Annotated in this window: 26 protein-coding genes and 1 riboswitch; of the genes, 5 read left to right on the plus strand and 21 right to left on the minus strand. The window is 67.7% G+C overall.

The features are described from left to right. Positions 1-107: 107 nt before the first annotated feature. Complete coding sequence (locus LQF10_RS14440) at positions 108-1,091, minus strand: malate dehydrogenase (RefSeq protein ID WP_231064527.1); 984 nt, start codon at positions 1,089-1,091, stop codon at positions 108-110. 255 nt (positions 1,092-1,346) lie between these two features. Between LQF10_RS14440 and LQF10_RS14445 the strand changes: the two genes are divergently transcribed. Continuing rightward, positions 1,347-2,504, plus strand: coding sequence for an MIP/aquaporin family protein (locus LQF10_RS14445; protein ID WP_231064528.1), 1,158 nt, complete (start codon positions 1,347-1,349; stop codon positions 2,502-2,504). 21 nt (positions 2,505-2,525) lie between these two features. On the opposite strand, the gene LQF10_RS14450 is transcribed toward LQF10_RS14445, so the two are convergent. Next, a complete protein-coding gene (locus LQF10_RS14450) occupies positions 2,526-2,834 on the minus strand; it encodes a DUF3017 domain-containing protein (protein ID WP_231064529.1) in 309 nt (102 codons plus the stop codon). A gap of 65 nt (positions 2,835-2,899) precedes the next feature. On the opposite strand from LQF10_RS14450, the gene LQF10_RS14455 reads away from it, so the two are divergent. Then, positions 2,900-4,156 (plus strand): NAD(P)/FAD-dependent oxidoreductase, encoded by a 1,257-nt coding sequence (locus LQF10_RS14455; protein WP_231064530.1) that lies wholly within the window; start codon positions 2,900-2,902, stop codon positions 4,154-4,156. 6 nt (positions 4,157-4,162) lie between these two features. Here LQF10_RS14455 and LQF10_RS14460 read toward each other — a convergent pair whose 3' ends face one another. The 4 genes from LQF10_RS14460 to purN all read right to left on the minus strand — a co-directional run bounded on the left by LQF10_RS14460 (position 4,163) and on the right by purN (position 7,386). Then, on the minus strand, positions 4,163-4,315 hold the full coding sequence (locus LQF10_RS14460; protein WP_231064531.1) for a hypothetical protein: 153 nt from the start codon (positions 4,313-4,315) through the stop codon (positions 4,163-4,165). A gap of 22 nt (positions 4,316-4,337) precedes the next feature. Then, a complete protein-coding gene (locus LQF10_RS14465; RefSeq protein WP_231064532.1) occupies positions 4,338-4,925 on the minus strand; it encodes a Fic family protein in 588 nt (195 codons plus the stop codon). A gap of 65 nt (positions 4,926-4,990) precedes the next feature. Beyond that, a complete protein-coding gene (purH, locus tag LQF10_RS14470) occupies positions 4,991-6,574 on the minus strand; it encodes a bifunctional phosphoribosylaminoimidazolecarboxamide formyltransferase/IMP cyclohydrolase (RefSeq protein WP_231064533.1) in 1,584 nt (527 codons plus the stop codon). A 58-nt stretch (positions 6,575-6,632) separates the two neighbouring features. Further along, positions 6,633-6,726, minus strand: a riboswitch (ZMP/ZTP riboswitch). A 39-nt stretch (positions 6,727-6,765) separates the two neighbouring features. Continuing rightward, positions 6,766-7,386 (minus strand): phosphoribosylglycinamide formyltransferase, encoded by a 621-nt coding sequence (gene purN / locus LQF10_RS14475; RefSeq protein ID WP_231064534.1) that lies wholly within the window; start codon positions 7,384-7,386, stop codon positions 6,766-6,768. Positions 7,387-7,468: 82 nt separating this feature from the next. Here purN and LQF10_RS14480 point away from each other — a divergent pair, with 82 nt between their 5' ends. Beyond that, entirely contained in the window at positions 7,469-8,029 is a 561-nt protein-coding gene (locus LQF10_RS14480) for a hypothetical protein (protein WP_231064535.1), read from the plus strand. A 46-nt stretch (positions 8,030-8,075) separates the two neighbouring features. Here the strand turns inward: LQF10_RS14480 and LQF10_RS14485 are convergent, their stop codons facing one another. From LQF10_RS14485 to LQF10_RS14535, 11 genes are all read right to left on the minus strand, one after another. Then, a complete protein-coding gene (locus tag LQF10_RS14485) occupies positions 8,076-9,371 on the minus strand; it encodes a cell division protein PerM (RefSeq protein ID WP_231064536.1) in 1,296 nt (431 codons plus the stop codon). Between the two features lie 68 nt (positions 9,372-9,439). Next, complete coding sequence (gene sucD, locus LQF10_RS14490) at positions 9,440-10,333, minus strand: succinate--CoA ligase subunit alpha (protein WP_231064537.1); 894 nt, start codon at positions 10,331-10,333, stop codon at positions 9,440-9,442. Between the two features lie 25 nt (positions 10,334-10,358). Beyond that, a complete protein-coding gene (gene sucC, locus LQF10_RS14495; protein WP_231064538.1) occupies positions 10,359-11,534 on the minus strand; it encodes an ADP-forming succinate--CoA ligase subunit beta in 1,176 nt (391 codons plus the stop codon). 172 nt (positions 11,535-11,706) lie between these two features. Then, a complete protein-coding gene (locus LQF10_RS14500) occupies positions 11,707-13,695 on the minus strand; it encodes an acyltransferase family protein (protein WP_231064539.1) in 1,989 nt (662 codons plus the stop codon). Between the two features lie 91 nt (positions 13,696-13,786). After that, positions 13,787-14,179, minus strand: coding sequence for a hypothetical protein (locus tag LQF10_RS14505; RefSeq protein WP_231064540.1), 393 nt, complete (start codon positions 14,177-14,179; stop codon positions 13,787-13,789). Between the two features lie 120 nt (positions 14,180-14,299). Next, positions 14,300-16,804, minus strand: a complete 2,505-nt coding sequence (gene pcrA / locus LQF10_RS14510) for a DNA helicase PcrA (RefSeq protein WP_231064541.1) — start codon at positions 16,802-16,804, stop codon at positions 14,300-14,302. 64 nt (positions 16,805-16,868) lie between these two features. Beyond that, on the minus strand, positions 16,869-18,122 hold the full coding sequence (gene chrA, locus LQF10_RS14515; RefSeq protein ID WP_231064542.1) for a chromate efflux transporter: 1,254 nt from the start codon (positions 18,120-18,122) through the stop codon (positions 16,869-16,871). Beyond that, complete coding sequence (locus tag LQF10_RS14520) at positions 18,085-18,438, minus strand: hypothetical protein (protein ID WP_231064543.1); 354 nt, start codon at positions 18,436-18,438, stop codon at positions 18,085-18,087. The genes chrA and LQF10_RS14520 overlap by 38 nt, the downstream gene beginning before the upstream one ends. 10 nt (positions 18,439-18,448) lie before the next feature. Continuing rightward, positions 18,449-19,720, minus strand: a complete 1,272-nt coding sequence (locus LQF10_RS14525; protein WP_231064544.1) for a Na/Pi symporter — start codon at positions 19,718-19,720, stop codon at positions 18,449-18,451. 128 nt (positions 19,721-19,848) lie between these two features. Then, positions 19,849-20,196: a hypothetical protein gene (locus tag LQF10_RS14530; protein WP_231064545.1), complete on the minus strand. Its 348-nt coding sequence runs from the start codon at positions 20,194-20,196 to the stop codon at positions 19,849-19,851. Between the two features lie 46 nt (positions 20,197-20,242). Then, positions 20,243-21,787: an MFS transporter gene (locus tag LQF10_RS14535; RefSeq protein ID WP_231064546.1), complete on the minus strand. Its 1,545-nt coding sequence runs from the start codon at positions 21,785-21,787 to the stop codon at positions 20,243-20,245. A 128-nt stretch (positions 21,788-21,915) separates the two neighbouring features. On the opposite strand from LQF10_RS14535, the gene LQF10_RS19390 reads away from it, so the two are divergent. After that, positions 21,916-22,464, plus strand: coding sequence for a TetR/AcrR family transcriptional regulator (locus tag LQF10_RS19390; protein ID WP_290371104.1), 549 nt, complete (start codon positions 21,916-21,918; stop codon positions 22,462-22,464). 8 nt (positions 22,465-22,472) lie between these two features. Here the strand turns inward: LQF10_RS19390 and LQF10_RS14545 are convergent, their stop codons facing one another. Together LQF10_RS14545 and LQF10_RS14550 are read right to left on the minus strand one after the other, a co-directional pair. Further along, positions 22,473-23,123, minus strand: a complete 651-nt coding sequence (locus LQF10_RS14545; protein WP_231064547.1) for an SDR family oxidoreductase — start codon at positions 23,121-23,123, stop codon at positions 22,473-22,475. Positions 23,124-23,187: 64 nt separating this feature from the next. After that, complete coding sequence (locus tag LQF10_RS14550; RefSeq protein ID WP_231064548.1) at positions 23,188-23,595, minus strand: VOC family protein; 408 nt, start codon at positions 23,593-23,595, stop codon at positions 23,188-23,190. 73 nt (positions 23,596-23,668) lie between these two features. On the opposite strand from LQF10_RS14550, the gene LQF10_RS14555 reads away from it, so the two are divergent. Continuing rightward, on the plus strand, positions 23,669-24,247 hold the full coding sequence (locus LQF10_RS14555; RefSeq protein WP_231064549.1) for a TetR/AcrR family transcriptional regulator: 579 nt from the start codon (positions 23,669-23,671) through the stop codon (positions 24,245-24,247). Positions 24,248-24,359: 112 nt separating this feature from the next. Here LQF10_RS14555 and LQF10_RS14560 read toward each other — a convergent pair whose 3' ends face one another. Together LQF10_RS14560 and LQF10_RS14565 are read right to left on the minus strand one after the other, a co-directional pair. Continuing rightward, positions 24,360-25,361, minus strand: coding sequence for an ABC transporter substrate-binding protein (locus LQF10_RS14560; protein ID WP_231064550.1), 1,002 nt, complete (start codon positions 25,359-25,361; stop codon positions 24,360-24,362). Between the two features lie 14 nt (positions 25,362-25,375). Next, the gene (locus tag LQF10_RS14565) at positions 25,376-26,416 is read right to left on the minus strand and encodes an ABC transporter substrate-binding protein (RefSeq protein ID WP_231064551.1); all 1,041 of its coding nucleotides are present in this window, start codon (positions 26,414-26,416) and stop codon (positions 25,376-25,378) included. Between the last annotated feature and the right edge of the window lie 125 nt (positions 26,417-26,541).

Here is a 26,541-nt window from a genome sequence, read left to right on the forward strand (position 1 = left end):
GCGCACACATCCGAGTACGCGGCGAGGCCGCACCCTGCACGCGATCTCGCGGCAGAGGTGCGACCTCGGCGGGTGGTGCTCAGCTCACGCTGATCGGGGCAGGCAGCTTAGAGGAGTCCGAGCCCCCTGACGGCGTCCCGCTCGTCGGCGAGTTCGGCCACCGAGGCATCGATCTTGCCGCGCGAGAAGTCATTGATGTCCAGGCCCTGAACGATCTCCCAGGCGCCACCAGCAGAGCGCACCGGGAACGAGGAGATGAGACCTTCGGGCACACCGTAGGACCCATCGGAGGGAATCGCAGCCGAGGTCCACGACGAGCCAGTGCCGTGAACCCAGTCGTGAACGTGGTCGACGGCCGCATTCGCGGCCGAGGCTGCCGACGACGCTCCCCGTGCCTCGATGATCGCCGCCCCACGCTTGGCCACGGTGGGGATGAAGGTGTTCTCCAGCCAGTCCTGGTCGTTGACGACCTCAGCCGCGGGCTTGCCGGCGAGGGTGGCGTGGAAGATGTCTGGGTACTGGGTGGCGGAGTGATTTCCCCAGATGGTGAGGTCAGCGATCTCGGAGACCGGGGTGCCGGTCTTCTGCGCCAGCTGGCTGAGCGCCCGGTTGTGGTCGAGCCGGGTCATCGCCGTGAACCTCTCGGCGGGCACGTCCGGGGCGTGCGCCGAGGCGATCAGGGCGTTCGTGTTGGCCGGGTTGCCCACCACGAGTACGCGCACATCGTCTGCCGCACCGGCGTTGATCGCCGCCCCCTGCGGGCCGAAGATCCCACCGTTGGCCTCAAGGAGATCACCGCGCTCCATCCCGGCGCCACGCGGTCGCGCACCGACCAGCAAAGCCACATTCGCACCCTGGAAGCCGGCGGTTGGGTCGTCGAAGATGTCGATTCCGGCCAGCAGCGGGAAGGCGCAATCGTCGAGTTCCATCGCCGTACCCTCGGCCGCCTTGACGCCCTGCGGGATCTCCAGCAGGCGCAACTTCACAGGCGTGTCCGGACCAAGCATCTGACCGGAGGCGATCCGGAACAGCAGGGCGTATCCGATCTGGCCGGCGGCACCGGTCACGGTCACGTTGACGGGCTGAGTCATGGGTGAGTCTCCTCCTCGATTGCGGTGGCCTCGCATACGGCCAGGGGTGCGCCGGCGCTGCTTGCGCACTGACGGTGTCACGGTGCGACTGCGCGGCCCACGCGCTCCCAGGCTAATGGACCCGGTGCTGGTACGGGGCCGCGGCCCCGTACAGCTCGGCCCTGCGGCCACTCGCGCTCGGCAAACTCCCAGGTTCACATGGCAGGATCGACCTCGTCACGACCTGCTCAGTCCTCCTTCTCGATGGGAATACGAATGTCCACCCCCACCGCCACGGATCACCACGTGGGTACCCTCGCGCCGCAGGGCCACCCCGACTCGCTCGAGCAGGTTCGCCTCGCTGACCGTCCGCTCTTCATCCGGTTCGCCGCCGAGATCCTCGGCACCTTCATCCTCGTGTTCATCGGGTTCGGAGTGGCCCTCTACGCAGGGGTCGCGGTGAACCCGGACGAGGGAGCCAAGTTGCTCGCCTGGGCGGCAGGCGTACTCGTGGCCACGGCGCTGATCGGGCATGTCTCGGGCGCCCACCTGAACCCCGCAGTCACCCTCGGGGCCGCGATCACGGGCCGGATCTCGTGGGCGGACATCCTGCCGTACTGGGTGGCACAGCTCATCGGTGGCGTGGGCGCGGCGGCCCTGCTGTTCGTGACGATACCCGCTGAGCTGCCCACCGCCGTCGGGCAGGCATCCACTCGATCGTTGTTCGCACCGCTTGCCAGTGGCATTGGGGAGAACTCAGCCCTGGGGCGGATCTCCGACGGGGCGTTGTCCACAGATCTCATCACGGTGCTCCTGATCGAGGCAGTCGCCACGGCGCTGTTCGTGGCAGTCGCCTTGGCGGCGGGCCGGGGCCTGCGCCGCAGCTCCTTGGCAGGTCCGGTGGTGATCGGTCTGGCCTACGGTGGGTTGACGCTGGCCGCGTACCCGCTCACCGGCGGTGCCCTGAACCCCGTGCGTGCGACGGCGGCTGCGATCTTCGCGGAGAGCTGGGCCCTGGGTCAGCTCTGGGTCTTCTGGGTCGCTCCGCTGCTCGGCGGTGCCATCGCGGGCCTGCTGTTCACGGTCTTCGCACCGGAGCCACTCGCAGAGGATGCCGAGGACTATGCGTGGGACGACGAGGACGATACTGACGACGATGCCGATGAGGACTTCACCGACGAGACGGACGTGCTCGATCAGGACATCGAGTCAGACGATTCCGTCCTCATCCTCACCGACGACGAGACCGACACCCCCGAGCGCGACGATGCCTTCACCGAGGACTATGACGTGACGGCGCTGGACCCGGAATCCAGCACTGGCACGCAGCAGCGCCCCGACGAAAGCTCCGGGACATCGGCTGACGAGGACGCCGAGCGCGACGAGGACGCCACGACCGACGAAGGCGACGAGGGCGAGACCCCGCGTCGCTGACGGCAACGGTCAGCGCTGCCATCAGAGCGGGTCGAGACCGCTCGCGATCACGGCCAGCACAGCGACGCCACCGCCGCCGAGCATCAGGATGGTGACATCGAAAGCGCGAGACCGACTGGTGATCCCGTACGGGCCGGGGGCGCGAGAGACGGCACGCACGAAGCCCAGCACCACCAGTTCGGCGGCGAGCACCAAGGCTCCCGCGCGAGCTCCTTCGATCAGCATCACTGCGAACGCGGCGAGCAACCAGATCAGGGCAAACCACATGACCGCGTACCGGCGCCAATGCCCTCGTTCGGCAGGCGGTGTGGGGGGCCGGGAACTGGTCATTGCTGTGAGCCTACCGCCGCCCAGGCGCGGCGCAGGTAGCCGCTCGGCCCGAGTAGCGTAGTCAGGTGAGTATCGACTCCGGCCCTGACACCGGTGCTGCCGAACGGGTCCTCGTGGTGGGCGCCGGCCTGGCCGGCCTTCGCACCGCCGCCGAGCTGCGCGCCGCCGGCTTCGCCGGCCACCTGCGGGTACTCGGTGCCGAACCGCACCTGCCCTACGACCGGCCGCCGCTGTCCAAGGAACTGCTCAGCCGGGTCGAGCCGGCCTGGCTCATCGAGGACCTCGAGCACGATCTCGCCACGCTCGCCGATGACGTGCGCCTGGGGACGGCTGCCACGGCCCTGCATCTGGACGAGCATGCTGAACCTTCTGGCGGATCAGTCGCCGTGCGGACCGATGACGGCGATCTTCTCGAGGTTGACGCGGTGGTGGCCGCCACCGGGTCCCACGCCGTGCACCCGTCGCACTGGTCCGGCGTCCGCACACTGCACTCCCTCGAGGATGCTGTGATCCTGCGCGCACGGTTGACTCCTGGCTCCCGCTTGGTGGTGATCGGAGCCGGCTGGATCGGCGCCGAGGTAGCCGGAGTGGCAGCCGGCGCCGGCTGCGAGGTGACCGTCCTGGAGGCGGCGTCGACACCGCTGGCCAGACAACTCGGGGTCACACTGGGCGAACGCACCCGGCGCTGGTACAGCGAGGCAGGTGTGCAACTGAGCACCGATACCACGGTGGCCACGGTGCGGGACGGCGTCGTGCAGCTGAGCGATGGCAGCGAGTTGGGGGCGGACGTGGTGCTGTGCGCCGTCGGCGCCCGTCCGAACACCGACTGGCTGGCGCCGGCCATGCCCCTGACGGCGTCCGGTCACCTTCCGGTGGACGCGACAGGACGCTCGGCGCACCCGCAGGTGTGGGCTGTCGGAGACGTCGCCGAACGCGCGCATCCCTTGTTCGGCGCTGTCCCTGGCGGGCACTGGTCGGCTGCCCTGACCGATCCGGTGCCCCTGGCGCGCGCCCTCGCGGGGCACGATCCAGGAAGTGGGCCTGCACCTGCCGAACCGGCCCCGTACGTGTACTCCACCCAACTCGGGCACCACCTCACCGTGTTCGGGCGGGTCACCGACGATCAACTCACCCGCGGCGACCTGGCTGGCCCCTGGACCACACTGTCCTTCGAGGGCGAACATCTGGTGGGCGCCGTGATCACCGACGCCCCGCGGGAGGTGGCGGCAGTCCGCAAGATGCTCAGCCGCGGGACTCTCCCCCACCTGGACCGCACGCTCGCGGGAGATCCTGCCGCCCCGCTGAAGTCCGCCCTCATCTGAGCCCGGTCACTCTTCCCGCCGTCCCGCGCGCTCCGCGAACGCATCCACAGCAGTCAGTACCTCGTCGGCGCGCCAGAACGGACCGAGCCGGTGCTCGCGTCGGCTGCCAGCGCTGCCGACACCACCGGCCTGCGGAGCAGCACGTCCAGCAGCCGCCACGCATGACTGTCCCGACGAACCCTCAACCGCTCCTCCCAGCGCGCCCGGTCCGACCGTTGCCGTCCGTCAACGGATGGATGGTCTCGAACTGCGCATGCACCACGCTCAGATGAACCACGGGCGAGATGTCACGACGTGACGCGAGCGCGACAAGATCGTCGATGAGAGCGGGAATCCGCGCATGGTGCGGCGCCACACACTCGGCATCCACAGGGCTGTCCGAGCGAGTGCCCACCCAGACCGCCTCGTCGCGCCACCGCCCCCGGGGGTGTGCGGTCTGGTTCTCCATCAGCACAGCGTGCATCTGCAGAATCGCTGCTGGCGATATCTCGTCGGCCAAAGCAATCGCCGATTCCAGCAGTCGCGTGTTCGCGGTGATCTGCTCGGCATCGAGACGACTCAACTCCCGTTCAGCATCTCGTGCTGCGCCCTCGACATCAGTCAAGAGTGCGGGGACTTGTTGAGCGACCAGGGCGGGCACTGCAGCGAGATACCTCTGCTCGCGACCGCGATTCGCTGCTCGTACACCCCACTGGCCCGCGGGAGTCCAGACCCGCTCTTCCCACTGGAGGGCAGGCAATGCACCGTCTGCCGAGAGCGAATCCGTCACATCTCCCACCGAGATTATGGGTTCTAACGTAGCTCATACTTTCTCAATGCCGAGGGTGCCAGCGATCAGTGCGCGAAGTGCCGGGTCCCGGTGAAGTAGAGGCTCACCCCGGCAGCGTTCGCGGCGGCGATGACCTCCTGGTCACGGATCGATCCACCCGGCTGCACCACGGCCTTCACCCCAGCGTCGATGAGCACCTGCAGACCGTCGGCGAACGGGAAGAACGCATCGGACGATGCCACGGCACCGCGAGCTCGCTCCACCTCGCCGGTGTTGGCCCGCTCCACGGCGAGTTTGCAAGAGTCCACCCGGTTCACCTGGCCCATCCCGATACCGACGGAGGCGCCGCCGGCGGCGAGCAGAATGGCGTTCGACTTCACCGCCCGCACGGATCGCCAGGCGAACGCCAGATCGGCCAGTGTGGCCTCGTCGGCGGCAGCACCGGCGGCGAGTGTCCAGGCAGCCGGGTCGTCACCGTCGGCGTCGATCTGGTCGGAGTCCTGGACGAGGAATCCACCACAGATCTGCCGTACGTCGAGGCCACCGGGCCGACCCTCGGTGCGCAGGATCCGGATGTTCTTCTTCCGCTGCAGCACCTCCAGCGCGCCCTCGGCGAACGCGGGGGCCACGATCACCTCGGTGAACACCTCAGCCACCTGCTCAGCCATCGCCACCGAGACGGTCGTGTTCGTGGCGATCACTCCGCCGAACGCCGAGACGGGGTCGCATTCGTGCGCCTTGCGGTGTGCCTCGGCCACATTGTCACCCACGGCGATCCCGCACGGGTTGGCGTGTTTGATGATCGCGACGGTCGGGCCCTCACCGTGGTCGTTCGCGGCGCGGATCGCTGCGTCCGTGTCCACGTAGTTGTTGAAACTCATCGCCTTGCCATGCAGCTGTTCGGCGGTGGCGAGGGTGTCTCCGGCGTCGGGGTGGGTGTAGAGAGCGGCGCGCTGGTGGGGGTTCTCGCCGTAGCGCAGGACCTTGCTGCGCTCCACTGCCGTTCCCATCCACGCGGGGAATCCGGTGGACTCGCCCTCAACCACGGAGGTGTCGGTGAGCACGCTGGACATCCAGGACGCGACCTGTACGTCGTAGGTGGCGGTGTGCACGAACGCCTTCGCGGCGAGCTGCTCACGCTCGGCCTGGGTGAACCCTCCGGCATGGACGGCAGCCACGGCCGGGGCGTAGTCGGCACCGTCGGTCACGATCGCCACGCTGGCGTGGTTCTTCGCGGCGGCGCGCACCATCGACGGTCCGCCGATGTCGATCTTCTCGATGCAGTCCTGCTCGCTGGCTCCGGTGGCCACGGTGTCCGCGAACGGGTACAGGTTCACCACGACGAGATCGAACGGCGCCACGTCGAGCTGCTCGAGCTGGGCCACATGCTCGGGCAGGCGACGGTCGGCGAGGATGCCGGCGTGGATGCGCGGGTGCAAGGTCTTCACCCGTCCGTCCAGGCACTCGGGGAAGCCGGTCACCTCCTCCACGCGGGTCACCGGGACACCGGCGGCCTCGATCGTCGAAGCAGTGGATCCAGTGGAGACGAGTTCCACGCCCGCTGTGTGCAGGGCAGTGGCGAGTTCGTCCAGGCCGGTCTTGTCGAAGACGGAGACGAGGGCTCGGCGCACGGGGATCTGATCGGTCACGGCGTACTCCTGGTGGGTCTCGAGGGGTGCTCCGGTCGCGGGTCGCTTCCGGCTCGGGACGTGGCACCCAGGCGATCGGTGCACGAAGTCACAGCTTCTCGGGCCGCTCCCCGGTGGTGCTCCACCTCATGACGCCAGTCACTGCCCATGATCAGCCTACCGGTTCGCTCGCTGAGCTGGCCCGGGACCCATCACCCGCCGACGATGACCCGGCGCCCCTCGACCCGCCATCCCTCTCGCGCGAGCCGCCCCACCTGTTCCACCAACTGAACGCGTTCGGCCGCCTTGATCCGTTCGGTCAGCGTGTCCTCGGTGTCATCGTCCAGCACCGGCACGGCCACCTGGGCGATGATCACGCCGGTGTCGATTCCCGCGTCCACCACGAACAGCGTGGCCCCGGCCACCTTCACCCCGTACTCGAGTGCATCCCGCGGCCCGTGGATTCCCGGGAACGCCGGCAGCAACGAATTATGCGTGTTCAGGTACCGACCGCCGAAGGCAGCCAGGAAGCGATCTCCCACGAGTTTCAAGAACCCTGCCGAGATCACCAGGTCCGGTTCGTGGCCGTCGACGGCGGCCGTCAGGGCCGCGTCCCAGGCGTCCCTATCGGTGTGGTCACCCACCCGCTCCACGAACGTGGGGATGCCCGCCTCGCGGGCGAGGTCCAGGCCTGCGGCACTGGGCCGGTCGGCCCCTACGGCCACCACCTGCGCTCCGTACGCAGGGTCTCGGGTGGCCTCGAGCAGAGCAGCGAGGTTCGATCCCCCGCCGGAGATCAGGACGACGAGCCGCGTGGCCAGCTGGGTACTCACGATGCGTCAGCCTACCGGGGCGATGCCATGGCTCATCGGCGGCCCTGGCAGAATTGCGTCAGAGACGAGCGCGAGGAGCACAGTGCCTAACCCGTACGCCCCACCGGACCCGAACGCCCCGCCGCCGCCCAAGCGTGAGTGGCCGGATCGGGAGGCCGAACGACGCCGCCGGGATGATCAACGGCGCAGCGACCAGGGTGACGGCGGCTCCGGTGACCCGGAAGGCAAAGGGGGCGGCCGCCGTCGGGACGGTTCGCGTGCTCCGACTCCGGAGGAGGCTCGTGCAGCGAGCAAGTCGGTGCTGACCTTCGCTGTGATGATGTTCTGCGGTCTCCTGGCCCTGAACTGGCCGATCCCGTGGCAGTTGGCCGCACCGCTGTTCTTCGCCGTGTCGGTGGCGCTCGGGATCCGGGCCCTCATCGTGCACCGGCGGATCAGCGCCACCGGCACGTTCTCCGTCTTCCTGATCTTCGGCGTGGGGATGGCGGGACTGCTCACCTTCAGCGCCCTCGCACCGCTGGCCCTCTGGGATGCCCAGGTCGAACGCCAGGAGTGCCTCGACTCGGCCCTGACGATCGCCGCCGAGCAGCAATGCGAGGACGCCTACGCCGATGCGCTCGCGAACAGGTTCGATACGGAGTAGCCCCCAGCGCATCGTCGGAACGCCGCGAGGTCAGCGTTGACCCTTCCTACCGTCCCGGCCGGCCCTCGAAGTCCTCGGACGGTGTGCCGCGTACCTGCTCCCACCAGACGCTCCCGCTGCGGCGGGCGCGAGTGGTCACACGGGCGAACGCATGCCCGGTGAGCGAGTGACCGAGCACAGCAAGCACAGCAACGGGCGCTCCCACCTGCCAGAGCATCGCCAACCCGACGGCCATCGGATCCGCCCCCACCTCGGCCATCCGGCCCGGACCGGCCGCACCGGAGGCAAGGAGGGTGAGCAGTGCCATGCCCGCGGCGGGGAGCACAGCGGTGAGCACCACCACGGCACCCACCTGCCCGGGCGCACGGCCGCGCAGCGTGCGCAGCAACCACAGTCCGACCGCCAGACCGCTGACCAGACCCACCAGCCCGAGTACGGGAAGCTGTCCCGCCAGGCCGTCCGGGCCAGGGAGGCCGCCGAGCACCGGGATCACCGGCAGTGGACCGGCCTCCACGCCGCTCGGGGAGAACAGCGTGCCCTCCCCCACCGCGAAACCGGGTCCGAGCAGGAACGCGGCGGCATAGACGATCAGGTTCGCCACCACGAAGAGCTGGGCAGCGACCAGCACCACTGTGCTCACGGCATCGGGGTGCAGCCCCTCGTGCAGTTCCCGCACCTGTGGCGCTTGGAGCACGAGCGCGGCGACCACCGCGGCGGTAGCCAGCACCACGTGCACTGCCAGCGCGCGCCAGGAGGCCCGCAGCGCCAGGCGGACCCAGTCGGGCACCTTCTCGACCGCGGAGCTCACCCACGCGGGGCGGGCGGCAGCGCGTAACCCTATGGCCACGCCCAGGGCAGCCACGATCAGCGCGCCAACGATGGCACGCGCGGCACCTGGTACCCCGGCGAAAGCGACGAAGAGGACCGCCAGCAGCACGTACACACCGGCCGCAATGGCGCCGGGCAACCAACCGGTCAGCCGTGCGCGGCGCACCGAGCCGGCCGTCAGGGCAATGCCGAGCATCGTGATGCCGAGCGGGATCAACCCGATCGAGAACTCAGCGGTGGAGATCGTGGCGCCGTGACCGAGCAGCCATGCGGCGGTGCCGATCCGCGCGGCTTCGAGCCATCCTGCCGACCCGAGAGCCGGGGCATCGGCGGTGGCTACATAGCCGGCGATCGTCGGAACGACCACCACGAGCCAGCTGAGCAGCGCAGCCTCGGCTCCGGCGAGCAGTCCCCGCAGACCTCCCTCCGGCAACCGCAGCGCTCGGGTGGTCGAGGTGTGTTCGACCACTCGGGGCGGGATCCGGGGCGGCGCTGATGCCGAGGGCGGGCTCATTGATCCCATGGTGCGCCAACGCCGCCCCGCCACCAGGGTGGCGGAGCGGCGTGTCGGCGTCGGTCGAGTCAGCCGACGAGGAGCTGGCGGGCGAGTTCCGCCGTCTCGCTGGGAGTCTTGCCCACCTTCACGCCCACAGCCTCGAGCGCTTCCTTCTTCGCCTGGGCAGTGCCCGCGGAGCCGGAGACGATGGCGCCGGCGTGACCCATGGTCTTGCCCTCGGGGGCGGTGAACCCGGCCACGTACCCGACCACAGGCTTGGTCACATGCTCGGCGATGTACGCCGCAGCGCGCTCCTCGGCATCCCCGCCGATCTCACCGATCATCACGATGACCTTGGTCTCGGGGTCGTTCTCGAAGGCCTCAAGCGCATCGATGTGCGTGGTCCCGACGATCGGGTCGCCGCCGATGCCGATGGCGGTGGAGAACCCGTGGTCCTTCAGCTCGTACATCATCTGGTAGGTCAGCGTGCCGGACTTGGACACCAGTCCGATCGGGCCCTTGCCGGTGATGGTGTGCGGGGTGATGCCGGCCAGGGACTCCCCCGGGGTGATGATGCCGGGGCAATTCGGGCCGATCATGCGGGTCTTCTTACCCTCGAGGTAGGACCACACCTCGGCGCTGTCCTGCACCGGAACGCCCTCGGTGATGACCACCATGAGGTCGATGCCGGCGTCGATGGCCTCGATGCAGGCGTCCTTCGTGAACGCCGGCGGTACGAACAATACGGAGACGTTCGCCCCGGTCTCGGCCATCGCCTCAGCGACGGTGCCGTACACCGGGAGCGTGACGTCGGCGCCCGTGGAGTCCTTGTGACTGACGGTGGTGCCGGCCTTGCGGGCGTTCACTCCGCCGACGATGGTGGCACCGGACTCGAGCATCAGGGCGGTGTGCTTGGCACCCATCCCACCGGTGATGCCCTGGACGATGATCTTCGAATCAGAGTTCAGGTAGATCGACATGTGTCAGAGTCTCTTTCCGCAGGTCTCAGGCGTTGGCCAGCTCGGCTGCCTTGTCGGCGCCGCCGTCCATGGTCTCGGCAAGGGTCACGAGCGGGTGGTTGCGCTCGGCGAGGATGGCGCGGCCCTTGTCCACGCTGTTGCCGTCGAGGCGTACGACCAGAGGCTTCGTCGCCGCATCTCCGAGCAGGTCGAGTGCGCCCACGATGCCGTTGGCAACCTCGTCGCAGGCGGTGATTCCGCCGAAGACGTTCACAAAGACAGCCTTGACCTGGTCGTCGCCGAGGATCACATCGAGGCCCGCGGCCATCACCTCGGCGTTCGCGCCGCCGCCGATGTCGAGGAAGTTGGCGGGCTTGACGCCGCCGTGCTTCTCTCCTGCGTAGGCCACCACGTCGAGGGTGGACATCACCAGACCGGCGCCGTTTCCGATGATGCCGACCTCACCGTCGAGCTTGACGTAGTTGAGGCCATTCTCGGCAGCCTTCGCCTCGAGAGGATCGGCAGCGGCCTTGTCCTCGAGTGCGGCGTGATCGGGGTGGCGGAAGTCGGCGTTGGCGTCCAGGGTGACCTTGCCATCGAGGGCGAGGATCTCCCCGGAGCTCGTTTTCACCAGGGGGTTCACCTCGACGAGCGTGGCGTCCTCGGCGGAGAAGACGGTCCACAGGGTCTGGATCACGTGGGCGACCTTGGGGGTGTCCTCGGCGGAGAACCCGGCGGCCTGTGCGATCTCCGTGGCCTTCGCCTCATCGACGCCCACCTGCGGGTCGACGGCTACCTTGGCCAGTGCCTCGGGGCGTTCCACGGCGAGCTGCTCGATCTCGACGCCACCCTCAACGCTGCACATCGCCAGGTAGCGGCGCTCGGAGCGGTCCAGGAGCAGGGAGATGTAGTACTCCTCGGCGATATCCGCACCTGCGGCGATCATCACGCGGTGCACGGTGTGGCCCTTGATGTCCATTCCCAGGATCTCGCGGGCACGGTCGGCAGCCTCGTCAGCGGACTTGGCGATCTTCACACCGCCGGCCTTGCCGCGGCCCCCGACCTTCACCTGGGCCTTGACGACCACCACGTTGCTGCCCGCTCCGAGGAGCTGCTCGGCCGCGGCTCGTGCTTCATCCGGTGTTGTGGCGACCACGCCGCCCAGCACGGGTACGCCGTGCTTCTCGAAGAGATCTCGTGCCTGATACTCGAACAGGTCCACCTGCGCCTCGCCCTTCTGTTGTCACGCGATGAGTCTCGATACCTCGATATCGAGACTTTCCTCGGCAACCTTACCGCGGCAACGGCCGACCGCGAGATGCGGGTAAGCGCTGTCCGCACGGAAGTGTGGCCGTGTGGGCAACCTCACGCGTGCGCTGCCCACGCTGAACCGGCTAATCAGCGGGGAGGTGCTCCAGTGCCGCCTGCACGACCTCGGCGTAGAGGTACATGCCCTCCATGTCCGGGTGGATCCGGTCCGGCTGCAGATCCTCGGGATGGTCCAATGCCGCCTGGTGCCAGTCGGCGATCACCACGTTCGGGTAGTCGGCAGCAATCTCGACGAGGGTCTCGTTTGAGTCCTCCACCCAGAATGAGGAACCGTAAATGTTGACGAGCACCACCTGCCGGTCCGGGCCGAGCAGGTCGAGAGTCTGCCGGACGATCTCCGGCTCTCGCACACCCGCATTGGTTCCAGCCGCGATCACCACCAGGTCCCGGACCGTGCCCTCGTCCAGGGCGGCCGCTACCGCCTCAGCCACTTCGGGCCATTGGCGGTTGGACTCGGCGTCGATGGCCATCCCGGGGAAGGTGGCGTTCAGGCCGGGCGCGGCCACGTACATCATCGAGTCACCGAAGCCGCTGATCCGCTCGCCCAGCCCCTCGCTCGAGGTCGAACTCTCGCCCGCGCGGTCGCCGTCGTCCGCATTGGCCTGCGGCTCGTCGCCGTCCTCACCCTCGGCGGCGCCGTCCGCGCTCTCACCGTCCGCGCTCTCACCATCCGCGCTGTCCCCTGCTGTGACTCCATCACCGGTGCCTGCCTCACGCGCATCATCTGTGTCAGGCGCACCTGCTGCGCTCCCGGCGACGCTCCCGGCCTGGGCCCCGGAGGCCTCGACCACTCCTGCAGCCTCATCCATGGCGATCTGCACCTGGGAACGGTCGGGAGCGGTGGACACGGCCACCGCGAACAGGGCGAGGGCCGCCGTCGTACCGAGGAACGCCACCCGCGGCGGGGTCAGTGAACCGGGTGCCGTGAGGGCTCCGATCATGCGACGCGCTGTGGCGCGGAACCCGTCCCGGCGTACCGGCTCTTCGATCCAACGGTAGGAGGCGGCGGCGATGGCGAGGGTGAGGACCAGGGCTGCCCCACGCTGCACCCAGTGCGCCACTGAGTCCGGCGCGGTCGCCGGTGCGAAGGCGGCGACGAGCAGAATGACCGGCCAGTGCCAGAGGTATATGCCGTAGGAGCGCTCGCCAATCCATGCGAGCGGCCGCAACCGGAAGATCAGGTGCAGCACATTGGTGGGCCCGGGCAGGGCGCCGAGCACGAGGGCGGTGAGCAGGCAGGCGGCGAGGATCCCGCCCCGGTAGGCGAGCGGCTGGGTGGGATCGAGCACCAGCATGAGCGCCACCAGACCGCCGAGGGCACCGAGGGCGAGCAGGACCCGCGCACGCCGGTACCAGGTCTGGGCGAGCAGGTTCCAGGATTCGCCGGCAGCGCTCAGCGCGAGGGCAGCGCCGATCATGAGCCCGAAGGCGTGCGTGTCGGTCCCGTAGTAGACGCGGGTGGCGTCCTGGCCGGGCGTGTAGAGCACAGCCATCAGCAGCACCGAGGCTGCGGCCAGGCCGAGCACCACGCCCACCCGCTGGCGACCCGTGCGCGTGGTCGCCATGATCAGCACGAACAGCAGCGGCCAGACCAGGTAGAACTGCTCCTCCACCGCCAACGACCAGAAGTTCACGAACAGCTGGGGTGAGGTGGCGTTGAAGTAGCTGGAGCCGGCGCTGATCTCGAGCCAGTTGTTGGAGAACGTGAGCGCCCCGACCACCTGCCGGCCGATGTTCACCAGCAAGTCATCCCCGGCGAAGTACGCCAGCGCCACGGAGGCCACCACCACAGTGGCGAGTGCGGGAAGCAGCCGGCGCGCGCGACGGGTCCAGAAGGCAGTCAGGTCAAGTGCCCGGTTCGCGCGCAACTCGCGCACCAGCAGCGTGGTGATCAGGAAGCCGGAGACCACGAAGAACACGTCCACGCCCAGGTAGCCGCCAGGCAGGCTGTGCGGACGCAGATGGAAGATGAGGACGGCCACGATCGCGAGCGCGCGAACACCGTCGAGGCCTTCGATCCGCCCTCGACCCTGCATCGTCGTGTTCGTCGCCACGCACCCTCCAGCCGTCGGTGCTCAGCGTATGACCAGCAGCGGGCGTTCCACGGGACACACGCCGCGCCGCCGCACGGTTCGACACGAGGAGTTACGCACCAAACGGGGCGTTGCGGCCATGGACGACGTGACGGATCAGCAGGACCGTCGCGAGCAGGCAGGCAGCAGTGAGGGCGGCGGACGTCAGCATGCCGATCGTCCAATCAATCGCGACGATCCATGGACCACCCTCATCACGGCAGAGCAGCCGTGGAGGGAAATCCTCGAACCGGTACTCCATACGCCACTCCGAGTAGCCGTTCGTGGCCATCGCATGGCATTCGTCAACCGACTTGTTCAGCGACCGATTGAAATACCCGCGTAGCACCTGTGGCAGCAGCAGCGTCGCGATCCCTCCCGCCACCGTCAACAATGCGCACACGCCAGCCCATTGGCGTGCTGCCCAGTTCCGTTTGCGGCCCTGCGCTTCCTCGATCGTCTGCATACGGTCCCCTCAGCCGAAATCTCACTGTACGACTGAGGATCACCTCGTCACCGTGCTGAATCAGCCTGGCATCGGATCTTCACACCTTCCGCAAGGAGCCTCCGCAACGACGCAGTGGCCTCACAGCTTCTCCACCGGCGAGTACCTCAGCAGCAGACGCTTGACCCCACTGTCACCGAAGTCGATCTTTGCGACGGTGTTCGACCCGGTACCTTCCAGCGCCACCACTCGTCCCATGCCGTAGGCGTCGTGGGTGACCCGGTCGCCGATGTCGAGCGTGGGCACCTCCCCACGCGGAGTGGCCGAGCCGAAGCTCGCCGGCCGCTCGCCCCGCGTGGTGGTCTGCACCGGAGCCGACGGTCCGCGCGAGCCGCCACGCCCCTGCCCGGCACGTCCACCACCCCAACCGCTGCCCCCCGCTCGCAGGGCGGACATCGAGGACTCGGCCCGCTTCCAGTCGAGCAGCTCCTCGGGCACATCGGAGAGAAACCGGCTCGCGGGGAACTCGTTCGGGAGGCCGAAGGACGTCCGGACGGCGGCCCGGGTGAGATAGAGGCGCTGCCTCGCCCTGGTCAGCGCGACGTAGGCGAGCCGTCGCTCCTCGGCGAGTTCACTCGGGTCGGCGAGAGAGCGCTGGTGCGGGAATGTGCCGTCCTCAAGTCCGGTGACGAACACCATCGGGAACTCGAGCCCTTTGGCGGTGTGCACGGTCATCAGGGTGACCATGCCCTGATCGTCATCGGGGATCTGATCGGCATCGGCCACCAGGGAGACCCGCTCAAGGAAGTCACCCAGGTCGCCCTCAGGATCAGACTCAGAGAATTCAGCGGCCACCGCGTGCAGCTCGGCGAGGTTCTCCACCCGGGAGTGGTCCTGTGGATCGCTACTCGCCCGCAGCTCTGCCAGATAGCCGGACCGATCGAGGGCCGCGTCGAGCACCTCGGCCGGAGGTGCCCCGCCGTCCGCGAGCGCCCGCAACTCACGCATCATCTGAGCGAACCCACGCACCGCCGTCATGGACCTCGTCGCAAGCCCGAGCACGTTGTCCAAATCCTCGATCGCGGCTCCGAAGGAGACGCGTTCGCGTTCGGCGTGTGCGGCAAGCATCGCCTCGGCGCGGTCTCCGAGGCCACGCTTGGGCACATTCAGGATGCGGCGCAGGTTCACCGAATCGTCCGGGTTGGCGATCGAGCGCAGGTAGGCGATCGCGTCCTTGATCTCCTTACGCTCGTAGAACCGGGTGCCGCCCACTACCTTGTAGGGCAGTCCCACGCGGATCAGCACTTCTTCGAGGGCACGGGACTGGGCATTGGTCCGGTAGAACACGGCCACGTCGCGCGGGCTGATCTCACCGGCATCGATGAGCCCGTCGATCTCCTCGGCAATGAACCGGGCCTCTTCGTGTTCGTTGTCGGCCACGTAGCCGATGATCTGGGCGCCGGCGCCGGAGTCGGTCCATAGGTTCTTGGCGCGCCGCTCCGGGTTCTTGGCGATCACGGAGTTGGCCGCGGACAGGATCGTCTGTGTGGACCGGTAGTTCTGCTCCAGCACGATGGTGCGCGCGTTGGGATAGTCACCCTCGAACTCGAGGATGTTGCGGATGGTGGCGCCGCGGAAGGCGTAGATCGACTGATCCGAATCACCCACCACGGTCAGCTCGGCGGGCGGGAGCGCGGCCGGCGCACCTTCCTCGGCAACCGAACCTGCGCCGTCGGGGCCGTCAGCACCACCGGTGGCACCGGTGAGCTCGCGCACGAGCACGTACTGGGCGTGGTTGGTGTCCTGGTACTCGTCCACGAGGATGTGGCGGAACCGGCGCCGGTAATGCTCGGCCACTGCGGGGAATGCCTGCAGCAGGTTCACCGTGGACATGATGATGTCGTCGAAATCGAGGGCATGAGCCTGCCGGAGCCGCTCATTGTAGAGACGGTACGCGGCGGCAAGGTTCTGCTCGAACGGGTTCGACTCCCCCGCGGTGGCGGCATAGTCGTCCGGGTCGATGAGCTCATTCTTCAAGTCGGACACCCGGCGGCTGAACGCCTTCGGCGGGAATCGCTTGGGGTCGAGGTCCAGTTCCCGGCACACCAGCGTCATCAGCCGCTGGGAGTCGGCGGCATCGTAGATGGAGAACGAGGATCGGATCCCGAGGGTCTTCGCCTCGCGCCGAAGGATCCGCACGCAGGCGGAGTGGAAGGTGGAGACCCACATCGTGGCGGCACGCGGCCCCACTAGCTCCGCGACGCGCTCGCGCATCTCCGCTGCGGCCTTGTTGGTGAAGGTGATCGCGAGGATCTGCCCCGAGCGCGCTCGACCGGTGGCCAGCAGGTACGCGATCCGGTGGGTCAGCACCCGGGTCTTGCCCGAACCGGCACCGGCAATGATCAGCAGTTGCCCGCCCGAGTGCTCCACAGCCGCCTTCTGCTGCGGGTTCAGCCCATCCAGGAGCGCTTCGGCGGCCAACGACGGCGGCCCCTCGCTCCCGCCGCGGGCCTGGCCTCCATCGTCGCTCACCTGGCCCGCGTCATCGTCGCGGTCGCGACGTGGCATCGAAGGCAGGTGCGAGTCACTGCCCTCGGGCACGGTCGCACTCGGGAACAGCGGAAGATCGTCGAACAGTGATGTCATGGCCAGACGAGCCTATGTGCTCATACCGACATGGCTGGACCGGTATCCACAACCGTGGCCGTGGTCACAAGAGAAAGTAGCCGACGACGCCGGCGCCGATCACCGCCGCCCACGCCGGCACGTTCCACCGGGTCTGCGCGATGAACACCGTCACCGCCAGCGCCAGCGTGGCCGGGGAGGTGATTCCCTGGGTGAACACCGGGTCATAGAGGGCGGCGGCGAGGATACCCACCACGGCAGCGTTCACACCGAGTAGCGCCTGGCGGGCCGAGCGGATGTGCCGTAGCCGATCCCAGAATGGCAGCACTCCGATCACCAGCAACGCGGCTGGGAGGAAGATCGCCAGCAGTGCGATCCCGGCACCCACCAGGCCCGTTGGTGCCACGGTGGAGCTGGCGCCGAGGAACGCGGCGAAGGTGAACAGTGGTCCGGGAACGGCCTGTGCGGCACCGTACCCCGCGAGGAAGGTGTCGTGACTGACCAGACCGGTCGGCACGGTCGCCGTCTCGAGCAACGGCAACACCACATGCCCACCACCGAACACCAGCGAGCCGGCCCGGTAGAACACGTCAACCAGGCGCACGGTCGGGTCGGCCAGGAGACCGGCCAGAATCGGCAAACCGACGAGCAGTACGGTGAACGCTGTCAGACTCACCATTCCGGCTCGGCGGGAGACCCGCAGCTCGAGCGCGTTGTCGTCACCCCCGGCACCCTCAATCCCCCGGAGCCAGAGAAGACCCGCCCCTGCCCCAACGGCGATCGCCACCACCTGGATCAGGGCGCCGGGCACGAGCAGCACCACGACCATCGCGGCCGCCGCAATGGTGGCTCGCCTGGCGTCCGGGGTGAGAGTCTTGGCCATTCCCAGCACGGCCTGCGCCACGACGGCCACGGCGGCGGCCTTCAACCCGAGCAACCACCCGGCACCGACGCCATCCCCCAACGAGGTCACGCCGAAGGCGAAGGCCACGAGCAGGATCGCCGAGGGCATCGTGAACGCGAACCAGGCGGCCAGGAGACCACCGACTCCAGCCCGCTGCAGGCCGAGTGCCATCCCCACCTGGCTGGACGCGGGGCCGGGGAGGAACTGGCACAGGGCCACGATGTCAGCATAGGAACGCTCACTCAGCCACCGTCGCCGCGTCACGACGGCGTCCCGGAAGTACCCGAGGTGGGCAACGGGCCCGCCGAAGGACGTCAGGCCGAGGCGGAGGAACGTCCAGAAGACCTCGCTGACGGTGCCGGGGTGCCCTCGACCAGAATGGACCGCACCCACAGAGTCACCCGTCGCCGTCGTCGGGAGCGCGTCCGTGCTCATCCTCGACAGCACGCCGGCTGGTGAGCTCACGCAGCGCCTCGTCGAAGAAGTCCTTGACCTTGGACCAGTTCACCGTGGCCTCGGCCAGGTGATGTTCGAGGCGCTCGATCTCTGCGTGCTGCGCCTGGTGTTGACGGCGTTCGAGCTCAGCGCGGAGCTGACTCACCGTCGCCTCAGTCTCGGCCAGCAACCGCGCGAGCGCGGCATCGATCTCCTCGAGTGAGCGTGGGGAATCCGGGTGGCGGGAACGGGCGACCTCGTCACGGACGGGCCCCTGGCCGTCGAAATCCGCAGCGCCGGAATGTGGGACGTTCACGAGCGACCTCTCACGCGATGCTGGTGGCAGCGATCAGCACACCGGGCACCACCACGAAAACGCCGAGTACCCACAGCGCGGCGAACGACTTGTTCTCTGCGGACCGGTTGGCGAGCCACTGGGCGGCGCGCACCGGGAGCGCTCGCAGGAATGGCAGCCCGAAGATCACCACAGTCGCCGTCAGGTTGAACAGCAGGTGCACCAGCGCCACTTGCAACCCGATCGTCGCGTCCACCCCGCTGAGTCCGAGTGCGGCAATCAGCGCCGTCACCGTGGTGCCGATGTTGGAGCCGAGAGTGAACGGATAGACCTGCCGCAGGGTGAAGGTCCCCGATCCTGCTAGCGGGATCATCAAGGAGGTGGCGGTCGAGGACGACTGGACGATCGCGGTCACCACGGCGCCCGAGGCGATCCCACTCATCGGGCCGCGCCCGATCGCAGCATGCAGCACCTGCTTGGCCCGGCCGACCATGAGCACCTTGAGCACCTTGCCGATGAAGGTGATCGAGATGAGGATCAGCGCCACGCCAACCGCGATCGTCACGATCCCGCCCCACGGCGCCGGGACGGGATCCGTGACCGAGCCCACCAGATCCTTCAGCGGTGCCGTCGCCCCACCCACGATGTCCACACTGCCGGGATCCACCCCGCCCACGCCAGTGAGCGCTCCGGCCAGCGTGCCGGAGACTCGCTCCAGGAATCCGGTGGCCAACTCCAGCGGGAGCAGGATGACCACGGCGATGAGATTGAAGAAGTCGTGCACGGTCGCAGCAGCGAACGCTCGCCGGAAGTCGTCCTTGTTCCGGATCATTCCGACGCTCACCAACGTATTGGTGAGCGTGGTGCCGATGTTGGCGCCCATGATGATCGGGATTGCGATCTCGAGCGGCAGTCCACCCGCCGCCAGCCCAACGGTGATGGACGTCGTCGTGGAGGAGGACTGGGTGGCTGCGGTGGCCAGGACGCCCACCATGAGAGCCACGATCGGGTTGCTGGCGAAACTGAACAGGGCCTCGGCCTGGCCGCCGGTGGCAGCCTTGAACCCTGCCCCGATCACACCGACCGCCGAGATCAGCACGTATACCGAGACGACGACGGAAAGCCAGTTGACGACGGAACGCGCCGTGCCTGCGGGAACGAGAGCGTCGAACGGACCGCGCAACGGCGACTCGAGGACTGGCACATCCGCGTCGATTGCGAGCACCGGGCCAGCGCCCACCTCGGGTGCGCGAACCGAGTCCTCAACGAGGTCACTCTCACGCGCGAGGGCCTGCTGGCTCATCCACCGATCCCGTCACTCATGGGCACACCATCAGTCAACCGGCTCGGCGAGTTGTACGCGTCGGACGGACCGAGAACACGAGGTGAACATCAGGTGAACAAATCGCGGGACGTGCGAGTCGCGGCGAGTCAGCTCCAGAGAACAGCGATGGCCACGTTCACGGTAGTGAGCCCCGCGATGGCGCCGAGGAATCCTCGCGTGACCTTCTCGGAGTTCCGGTTGCCGTAGATCGCCAAGGCGGTCACCACGAGTGCGATCACCAGCTTCACACCGATCTTGATGTTGTTCGGCTCGTCACCCGCCACGCCGGCGGAGGCGATGCCCACCATCAGGATCCCGGCGATCAGCGCCGTCAGAATGCCGTGCAGCACTCCCTTGCTCAGTGTCACCGAGCGCATCCCGTACACCGCGCCACCGAGCACGAGGGCCCAGCCGAGCAGGTGCAATACGAGCACGATGTTGTACACAATCTCCATGATGCTGACAGTACGTCAGTTCCCTATCGAAGACGAACTCGCTCGCTCAACGGGCGTGCCGGAGAGTGGTGACCGCGACCCCGACCGCCAGCAGCACCAGGACCGCCCCGATCAGCGAGGTGAGCCCGACTCCGCTGGTGAATGCAGCCTGCGCGGAGGCGACGAGATCAGCCGCCTGCGCCGGCGGCAGCGACCGGGCCACCTCGACCGCCCCGCCGAGCGTCTCACCGGCGGCCTGGGCATCGGCTGCGGGAACCCCATCAGGGAGCATCACGTTCCGGGCATAGGCGCTGCTGAGCAAACCACCGAGCACTGCAGTTCCGAGAACTGAACCCACTTCATAGGCCGTCTCGGAGATCGCGGAGGCGGCCCCGGCCTTGTCGGCAGGCACGGCGGTCAGGATCAGGTCGTTCGAGACGGTTTCGGCGCCGCCCACGCCCACGGCAACCAGCACGAACGCAGCCATCAGCAATCCCAGCGACGTACTGCCGCCGCCCACGGCGATCATCAGGTACCCACCGGCGGAAAGCACCAGTCCCCCTGCCACCACCACGACCGGGCGCACCCGGCGCACCAGCCGAGCAGCCAGGAGCCCTGCGGCGATCGTGCCGACCACGCCCGGCAACAGCACGAGGCTGGCCCGCATCGGGCCCAGCTCATGCACGAGCTGCAAGTCCTGGGAGGCGAAGAACAGGAAGCCGACCATCGCGAACACCGAGAGCAGGTTGATCACCACGGCGCCGGAGAACGCACCGCGGCGGAACAGGCTCATCTCGATCATCGGGTGCGGGAGCCGGAGCTGCCGGCGCACGAATGCCGCCCCGAGCACCAGCCCGACGGCGAAGGTCGCGATCGCGAACGCCGTCACCCCGTCCTTCGCGAGAGTCTTGATCGCAAAGACCAGCGAGGTCATCGCCACCAGCACCAGCGCCACCGACGCCAGATCGATAGGTCGGGATTGCCGGTCCCCCGACTCGGGCAGGAACACCGGAGCGAGCACGAGGAGCAATACCAGCACGGGGACCGCGATCAGGAAGACCGACCCCCACCAGTAGTGCTCGAGCAGGAACCCGCCCACGACCGGTCCGAGCGCGGCGCCCGCCCCGAAGCCCGAGGCCCAGACAGCAATCGCCGTGCGGCGCTCGTTCCGGTCCGTGAACACGTGCCGGAGCAAGGACAGGGTGGAGGGCATCAGCATCGCACCGAAGAAGCCCAGCAACGCGCGGGCGCCGATAAGGACCTCGACGGATGGTGCATATGCGGCAAGGACGGAGACGGCAGCGAAGCCGGCCGAGCCGATCATCAGCATGCGCCGTCTGCCGAACCGGTCCGCCGTCGCACCCATCGGCACGAGGAGACCGGCGAGCACCAGCGGGTAAACGTCGATCACCCAGAGCAGCTGAGTACCGGAGGGCCGGAAGGATTCGGAGAGCTGAGGTAGCGCGAAGTTGAGCACCGTGTTGTCGATCGCGATCAGCAGCACGGGCAGCATGAGCACCACGAGAGCCACCCACCGTGCGCGCCTACCTAGCTCTGGCGATCCAGCTGCCTCGGTGGGCACCGCGCTGGGGGCCGGCGACGAGAGGGTCATGACCTCTACCTCCTTTTGAGCGACGAGGTGCCGCACGGCTGCTAGGGGCCGAGCACACCCCGTTACTATACCGGCTGGACGGTTAAGTAAACCGTGATGTCGGTTACCCGTCGAGTACCCTGACTGTCATGCCGCCGCCCCCGGCAGCACGCCTCAAAGTGCTGCACGCCTTCGCTGAGATCCTCGTTGGCCAAGGCGAACGTGCGGCCACGTTGGAAGCGGTGGCCGAACGCGCCGCCGTCTCCAAGGGCGGCCTGCTCTATCACTTCCCTTCAAAGGAAGCGCTGGTCGACGGCATGGCCAGCCACCTTGGCGAGCTCGTCGCCGCTGACGTCGAGCAGATGCGCGCAGCACCGGAGGGCCCTGTGGCCTACCTGATCCGGACATCGGTGCACTCGGACACCGATTTCGAGCTGTGCTATGGCGCAGTGGCCACGCTCGCGCGCGGTTCCCACACCCACGCGGCCGAAGCCCTCCTCGCCGCACAGGAGGCATGGATCGACACTCTGGCTGAGCAGGTGCCGGACCGCCGCGTGGCCCGTGCCTTGGTCCACCTCTGCGACGGACTGGCCGCGGACACCGAGATCCGGATAGTCGCGGGGCTGGAGCGGATGGCGCGTGACGATCTGGACGCCCTGGTCAGCGTCGCTGAGGCGATCGCAGACCTCGGACGGTAGGGACGCCGTCAGGCCGTCAGTGCGGTGAGCGCCTCCGCGATCGGGGTGCGACCTCCGACGAACGGCACTGTTGTGCCGACGGTGTCCTGGCGCGCCAGGACCTGCGCAGCAACCTCGGCCACGTCGGCGCGCGGGACGTCGCCACTGACCTCGCTCACCGCGATCGCGCCAGTTCCGGGCCCATCCGTGAGCCGGCTGGGCTGCAGAATCGTCCAGTCCAGGGCGGACTCGCGGAGGTGCTCGTCAGCGGCCGCCTTGGCCTCGGCGTACGGATAGAAGCTGGAGTCCTCGGGTACACCGTGGTCCGGACCAGCGCCGAGATAGGAGACCATGACGAACCGCAGAATCCCGCTCAACTGAGCGGCGTCCATCGTCCGGATCGCCGCGTCCCGATCGACGGCATACGTGCGGTCTGGATCACCTCCGCCAGCTCCGGCCGACCAGACGATGGCGTCGTGGCCGGCGATCACCTCGGCGATTTGCGTGGCCGAGAGGTTCTCCACGTCGGCCACGACGGCGGAGGCTCCGGTGGCCTCGACGTCCGCCGTGTGCGCAGGGTTGCGGATCACCGAGGTGACCTCGTCCCCGCGACCGGTCAGCAGCGGTGAGAGCAGGAGGGCGATCTTCCCGTGCCCTCCGATAATGGCGATACGAGACATGCGCCTACGCTAACCCGTTCACCGGCCGGTGGCGCCCTGACCCCGCGCGCCAGGGCGCCGCGATTCAGGACGCTGCGTACGCGTCGGCGTACTCGGCAGTCGGCGGGATCGGCTGGATCGCGTCAAGCAGAACACCGTCGGGCGCCTCGATGATGAAGTGCCGCTGCCCGAATGGCTCGTCACGTAAGGGCAGCACCGGCGTAAGTCCGGCCTGGCTGGTCACGGAGGAATACAAGGCATCGACGTCTTCCACCTCAAGATTCACGATCACCCCGCGTGGCAGCGCTCGATACTTCTCGGGCACCGTGGCGTGATCGTGCGCAAGAATCGCGAGCTCGAATGCACCAAGGCGCAGACTGACGTACCAGTCGGACTCGAAGGTGGTCTCACACCCCATCACTTCTCGATAGAACGCCGCGGCAGCGCCGACGTCCTGCGACATGAGAACCGGGTAGAGGCTGGTGACAGACATGACGGGCTCCTTTACGTACACTGAGTATGTAAGATGAAATATACATACTCTGCGCACGTAAAGGAAGTGGTCCATGCCTCGCGCAACCGCCACCGCTGCCGCACAGACCGCCCAGCACGTGTTGGACTCAGCCACAACACTGTTCGCTGCGAAGGGCTTCGCTGACGTCTCGCTCGACGATGTCGCCCTCGACGCAGGCGTCACGCGCGGGGCGATCTATCACCACTACCGGAACAAGACGGGGCTCTTCCGTGCCGTCGCGTCACGGCTCCAGACCAACGTTGCCGATGCTGTCGTCGCAGCCGCCGAGAGCGCAGGCGCCGACCCAGCAGCCCAACTGCGGGCCGGGTCACACGCATTCCTCGATGCAATCACCGCCGCCCCTGCCGTGCGGGTACTCCTCGTGGACGCGCCCGCCGTCGTTGGCTGGGAGGAATGGCGCCACCTGGATGCCGAGAACTCCGGGGCGCATCTACGGGAGGCACTGAGCGCAGCCGGCGTTGCGGAGGAGATTCTTGACGCAATGACCGCCCAGCTCTCGGGAGCGATGAACGAGGCGGCTCTGTGGATTGCGCTGCAGCCGCAGAACGTCAGCGCACGAGAACAGGCTCACACCGTCCTGGACCAGTTCCTCGTAGCCGTTGTCGCGTAAGCCATGCCAGTCGCCGACCCAATGGCTGCGAGCTGCTCCTGTCAGGCGCTCTCGAACTGCACCGCGATCGTCGGCGCAACCGTCGAGAGCTGCTCGTAGACCGGAAAGTTCGCTACTCGCCAACGCGGGCGAGCACGTCTTCCTCGAGCCGGTCGAGATACTCCAGAGCGTCCGAGTAGCTCCGTATACCGGCATAGACCTCGTACACGTCACCCTCCTGTGCCGCGGGCAGCGCCTGGAACAGACTGTCACTGAAGACTGCGTCCAGCGGCGGCCACGTGCTGCCGTCCGCGTTGGCGGGGGTGAGGATGATGTCGGCTTCGCCCAGATACTGGTCGAGGTACTCGAAGGAGTAGTTCGCGTACCCGACCGCCGCACGTTCCTCATCCGGCTCTGGCACACCTGGTGGGATTGAGACACCAAGATCGGTCAGCGTCGCTCCGATCTCCCCGGTCGGGAACAGCACGACGAACTCGGCATCGCCGTCGCCGGCGGCGATCAGGCCCCACTGCTGGTCGGAGATGACCTCTGCATAGGACTGCTGCAGATCGGCGATCCTCGCCTCATAGGCGTCGCGGTTCTCGCTCAGTGCATCCTGCGCACCGGTCGCCTCGGCTAGGCCATCGACGACCGTCGGCCAGTCCCCGCGATTGTCACCGAAGTAGATGGCAGTCGGTGCGATATCGGACAGCTGCGCGTAGACCTCCTCATCGATCTCGTAGGCGTCCCCCACGATCAGGTCCGGTTCGGCAGCGGCGATGGCCTCATAGTTCAGCTCTCCGAACGACCCGACCGTCTCCAGGCCGTCGATGAACGCGTTCTGCTCATCGGTGTACTCCTGCGCCCACCGGCTGTAGTCCTGCGCGGCCACCGGCTGGACGTCGAGCGACTGCAACTGCCAGACGGTGTTGTACGAGACAGCGGCGATGCGCTGTGGATCCTCCGGAACTGTCACCTCGCCGTAGTGCGTCTCGATCACACGGGTGTCCGCAGACCTGCCCTCCGTTGGCGGTGACTCGCCGGCGGCGCAGCCGGCCACCAGCGCGAGCACCGCCGCGGCAGCGGCGCCACCGAGCATCCGGATCCGCACCGCGCTCGTCATCTCCTGTGCCATCGATGCGCTCCCCCTCATGCGGTCACGATCTCCTCGAGCCGGCGCGCCATCGCACACGCAGCACGGGCGAGCCCTTGGTTCAGCGTGAGGTCGAGATTGTGCACGTTCCCGCTTTGGGCTGCGGGCAACAGCTGGAAGGTCGGAGTCTGGCCGAGAGCCGGGCGTTCGTCATAGGCGTAGATCGCCAATGTGGTGGCCTCGGAGACCTGGTCGAGGTTCTCCGGTGACAGCTCGACGTAGCCGTTCTCGTCAGCTCCCGGTTCATACCGTGGAACGTTGATTCCAAGATCGGCCGCGACCTCGTTCGCCTGGGAATCGGTGATGACGTACATTCCGCCGTCGTCGAGGGCCGTGCCGTAGATCAGCGTCGTCGCGTCGAGCTGGGGACCAGAGCGCGCCCGGATCTCCTCGACAAGATCGGTGTATCGCTCGATCTCGTCGTTGACGACCTGATCACGCCTGAGCCTGGTCGCCTGGTCCCGCATCGTCTGCTGCCATCCGGTACTCCCGGACGCCACCGCGAGGACGGGCGCGATCTCCGACAGTCGCGCGTTCCCGTAAAAGTCACCGACCCACGCATTCTGTCGCATCACGATCAGATCCGGTTCCAGCGAGGCGATCTTCTCGTAGTCGGGTTCATTCGTCTCGGCGAAGTCGAAGGTCTCCAAATCATCGGGCATCAGATCGTCGAGCTCGTCGAAGAGGGCGCCGTCGCGGCCGAAGAAGAACCCGGAAGCGATGACCGGATACCCGCACGTCAAGGCGAACTCCAGGTCGGCGCGGCCCTCGATCACGAGGACGCGCTGCGGATCGGCGGGAACCTCACCGGAGAACTCCAGGTAGTCATAGTCGAGCAGTTGGCTCCCGGTCTCTGGGCCCGTCTCGTCAGTGGTGCTACATCCGGCGAGTACCCCCGCCGTCGTGACTGCACCCAGTCCGAACAAGTGGCGGCGGGTGATGTCCCGCACCGATGAATAGCGGGAGCACAGGGCGTGTGCGCGGTGGGTGGAGTGCCGGATGTGGTCCAGGTGCGAGATGAGACGGACTGCAGTCACTGGTTGGTCCCCTTCGATAGGTGATGGCAAGTAGCGCGACACGCATGTGACGCGAGCCGGGCATCAATGAACAATAAGGCACGCCTAACCTAACTTATCCAAGGGAGGCGCCAGCAGCGAGCTCA

The sequence above is a fragment of the Ruania halotolerans genome (genome assembly GCF_021049285.1).
In the GTDB taxonomy this organism is placed as follows: domain Bacteria; phylum Actinomycetota; class Actinomycetes; order Actinomycetales; family Beutenbergiaceae; genus Ruania; species Ruania halotolerans.

What these genes read in the sequence shown, in the direction of transcription:
- LQF10_RS14440 (WP_231064527.1), bottom strand. Translation starts at nt 1,091, where the DNA reads ATGACTCAGCCCGTCAACGTGACCGTGACCGGTGCCGCCGGCCAGATC.
- LQF10_RS14445 (WP_231064528.1), top strand. Translation starts at nt 1,347, where the DNA reads ATGTCCACCCCCACCGCCACGGATCACCACGTGGGTACCCTCGCGCCG.
- LQF10_RS14450 (WP_231064529.1), bottom strand. Translation starts at nt 2,834, where the DNA reads ATGACCAGTTCCCGGCCCCCCACACCGCCTGCCGAACGAGGGCATTGG.
- LQF10_RS14485 (WP_231064536.1), bottom strand. Translation starts at nt 9,371, where the DNA reads ATGAGCCCGCCCTCGGCATCAGCGCCGCCCCGGATCCCGCCCCGAGTG.
- sucD (WP_231064537.1), bottom strand. Translation starts at nt 10,333, where the DNA reads ATGTCGATCTACCTGAACTCTGATTCGAAGATCATCGTCCAGGGCATC.
- LQF10_RS14505 (WP_231064540.1), bottom strand. Translation starts at nt 14,179, where the DNA reads ATGCAGACGATCGAGGAAGCGCAGGGCCGCAAACGGAACTGGGCAGCA.
- pcrA (WP_231064541.1), bottom strand. Translation starts at nt 16,804, where the DNA reads ATGACATCACTGTTCGACGATCTTCCGCTGTTCCCGAGTGCGACCGTG.
- chrA (WP_231064542.1), bottom strand. Translation starts at nt 18,122, where the DNA reads ATGAGCACGGACGCGCTCCCGACGACGGCGACGGGTGACTCTGTGGGT.
- LQF10_RS14525 (WP_231064544.1), bottom strand. Translation starts at nt 19,720, where the DNA reads ATGAGCCAGCAGGCCCTCGCGCGTGAGAGTGACCTCGTTGAGGACTCG.
- LQF10_RS14530 (WP_231064545.1), bottom strand. Translation starts at nt 20,196, where the DNA reads ATGGAGATTGTGTACAACATCGTGCTCGTATTGCACCTGCTCGGCTGG.
- LQF10_RS14535 (WP_231064546.1), bottom strand. Translation starts at nt 21,787, where the DNA reads ATGACCCTCTCGTCGCCGGCCCCCAGCGCGGTGCCCACCGAGGCAGCT.
- LQF10_RS19390 (WP_290371104.1), top strand. Translation starts at nt 21,916, where the DNA reads ATGCCGCCGCCCCCGGCAGCACGCCTCAAAGTGCTGCACGCCTTCGCT.
- LQF10_RS14545 (WP_231064547.1), bottom strand. Translation starts at nt 23,123, where the DNA reads ATGTCTCGTATCGCCATTATCGGAGGGCACGGGAAGATCGCCCTCCTG.
- LQF10_RS14550 (WP_231064548.1), bottom strand. Translation starts at nt 23,595, where the DNA reads ATGTCTGTCACCAGCCTCTACCCGGTTCTCATGTCGCAGGACGTCGGC.
- LQF10_RS14555 (WP_231064549.1), top strand. Translation starts at nt 23,669, where the DNA reads ATGCCTCGCGCAACCGCCACCGCTGCCGCACAGACCGCCCAGCACGTG.
- LQF10_RS14560 (WP_231064550.1), bottom strand. Translation starts at nt 25,361, where the DNA reads ATGGCACAGGAGATGACGAGCGCGGTGCGGATCCGGATGCTCGGTGGC.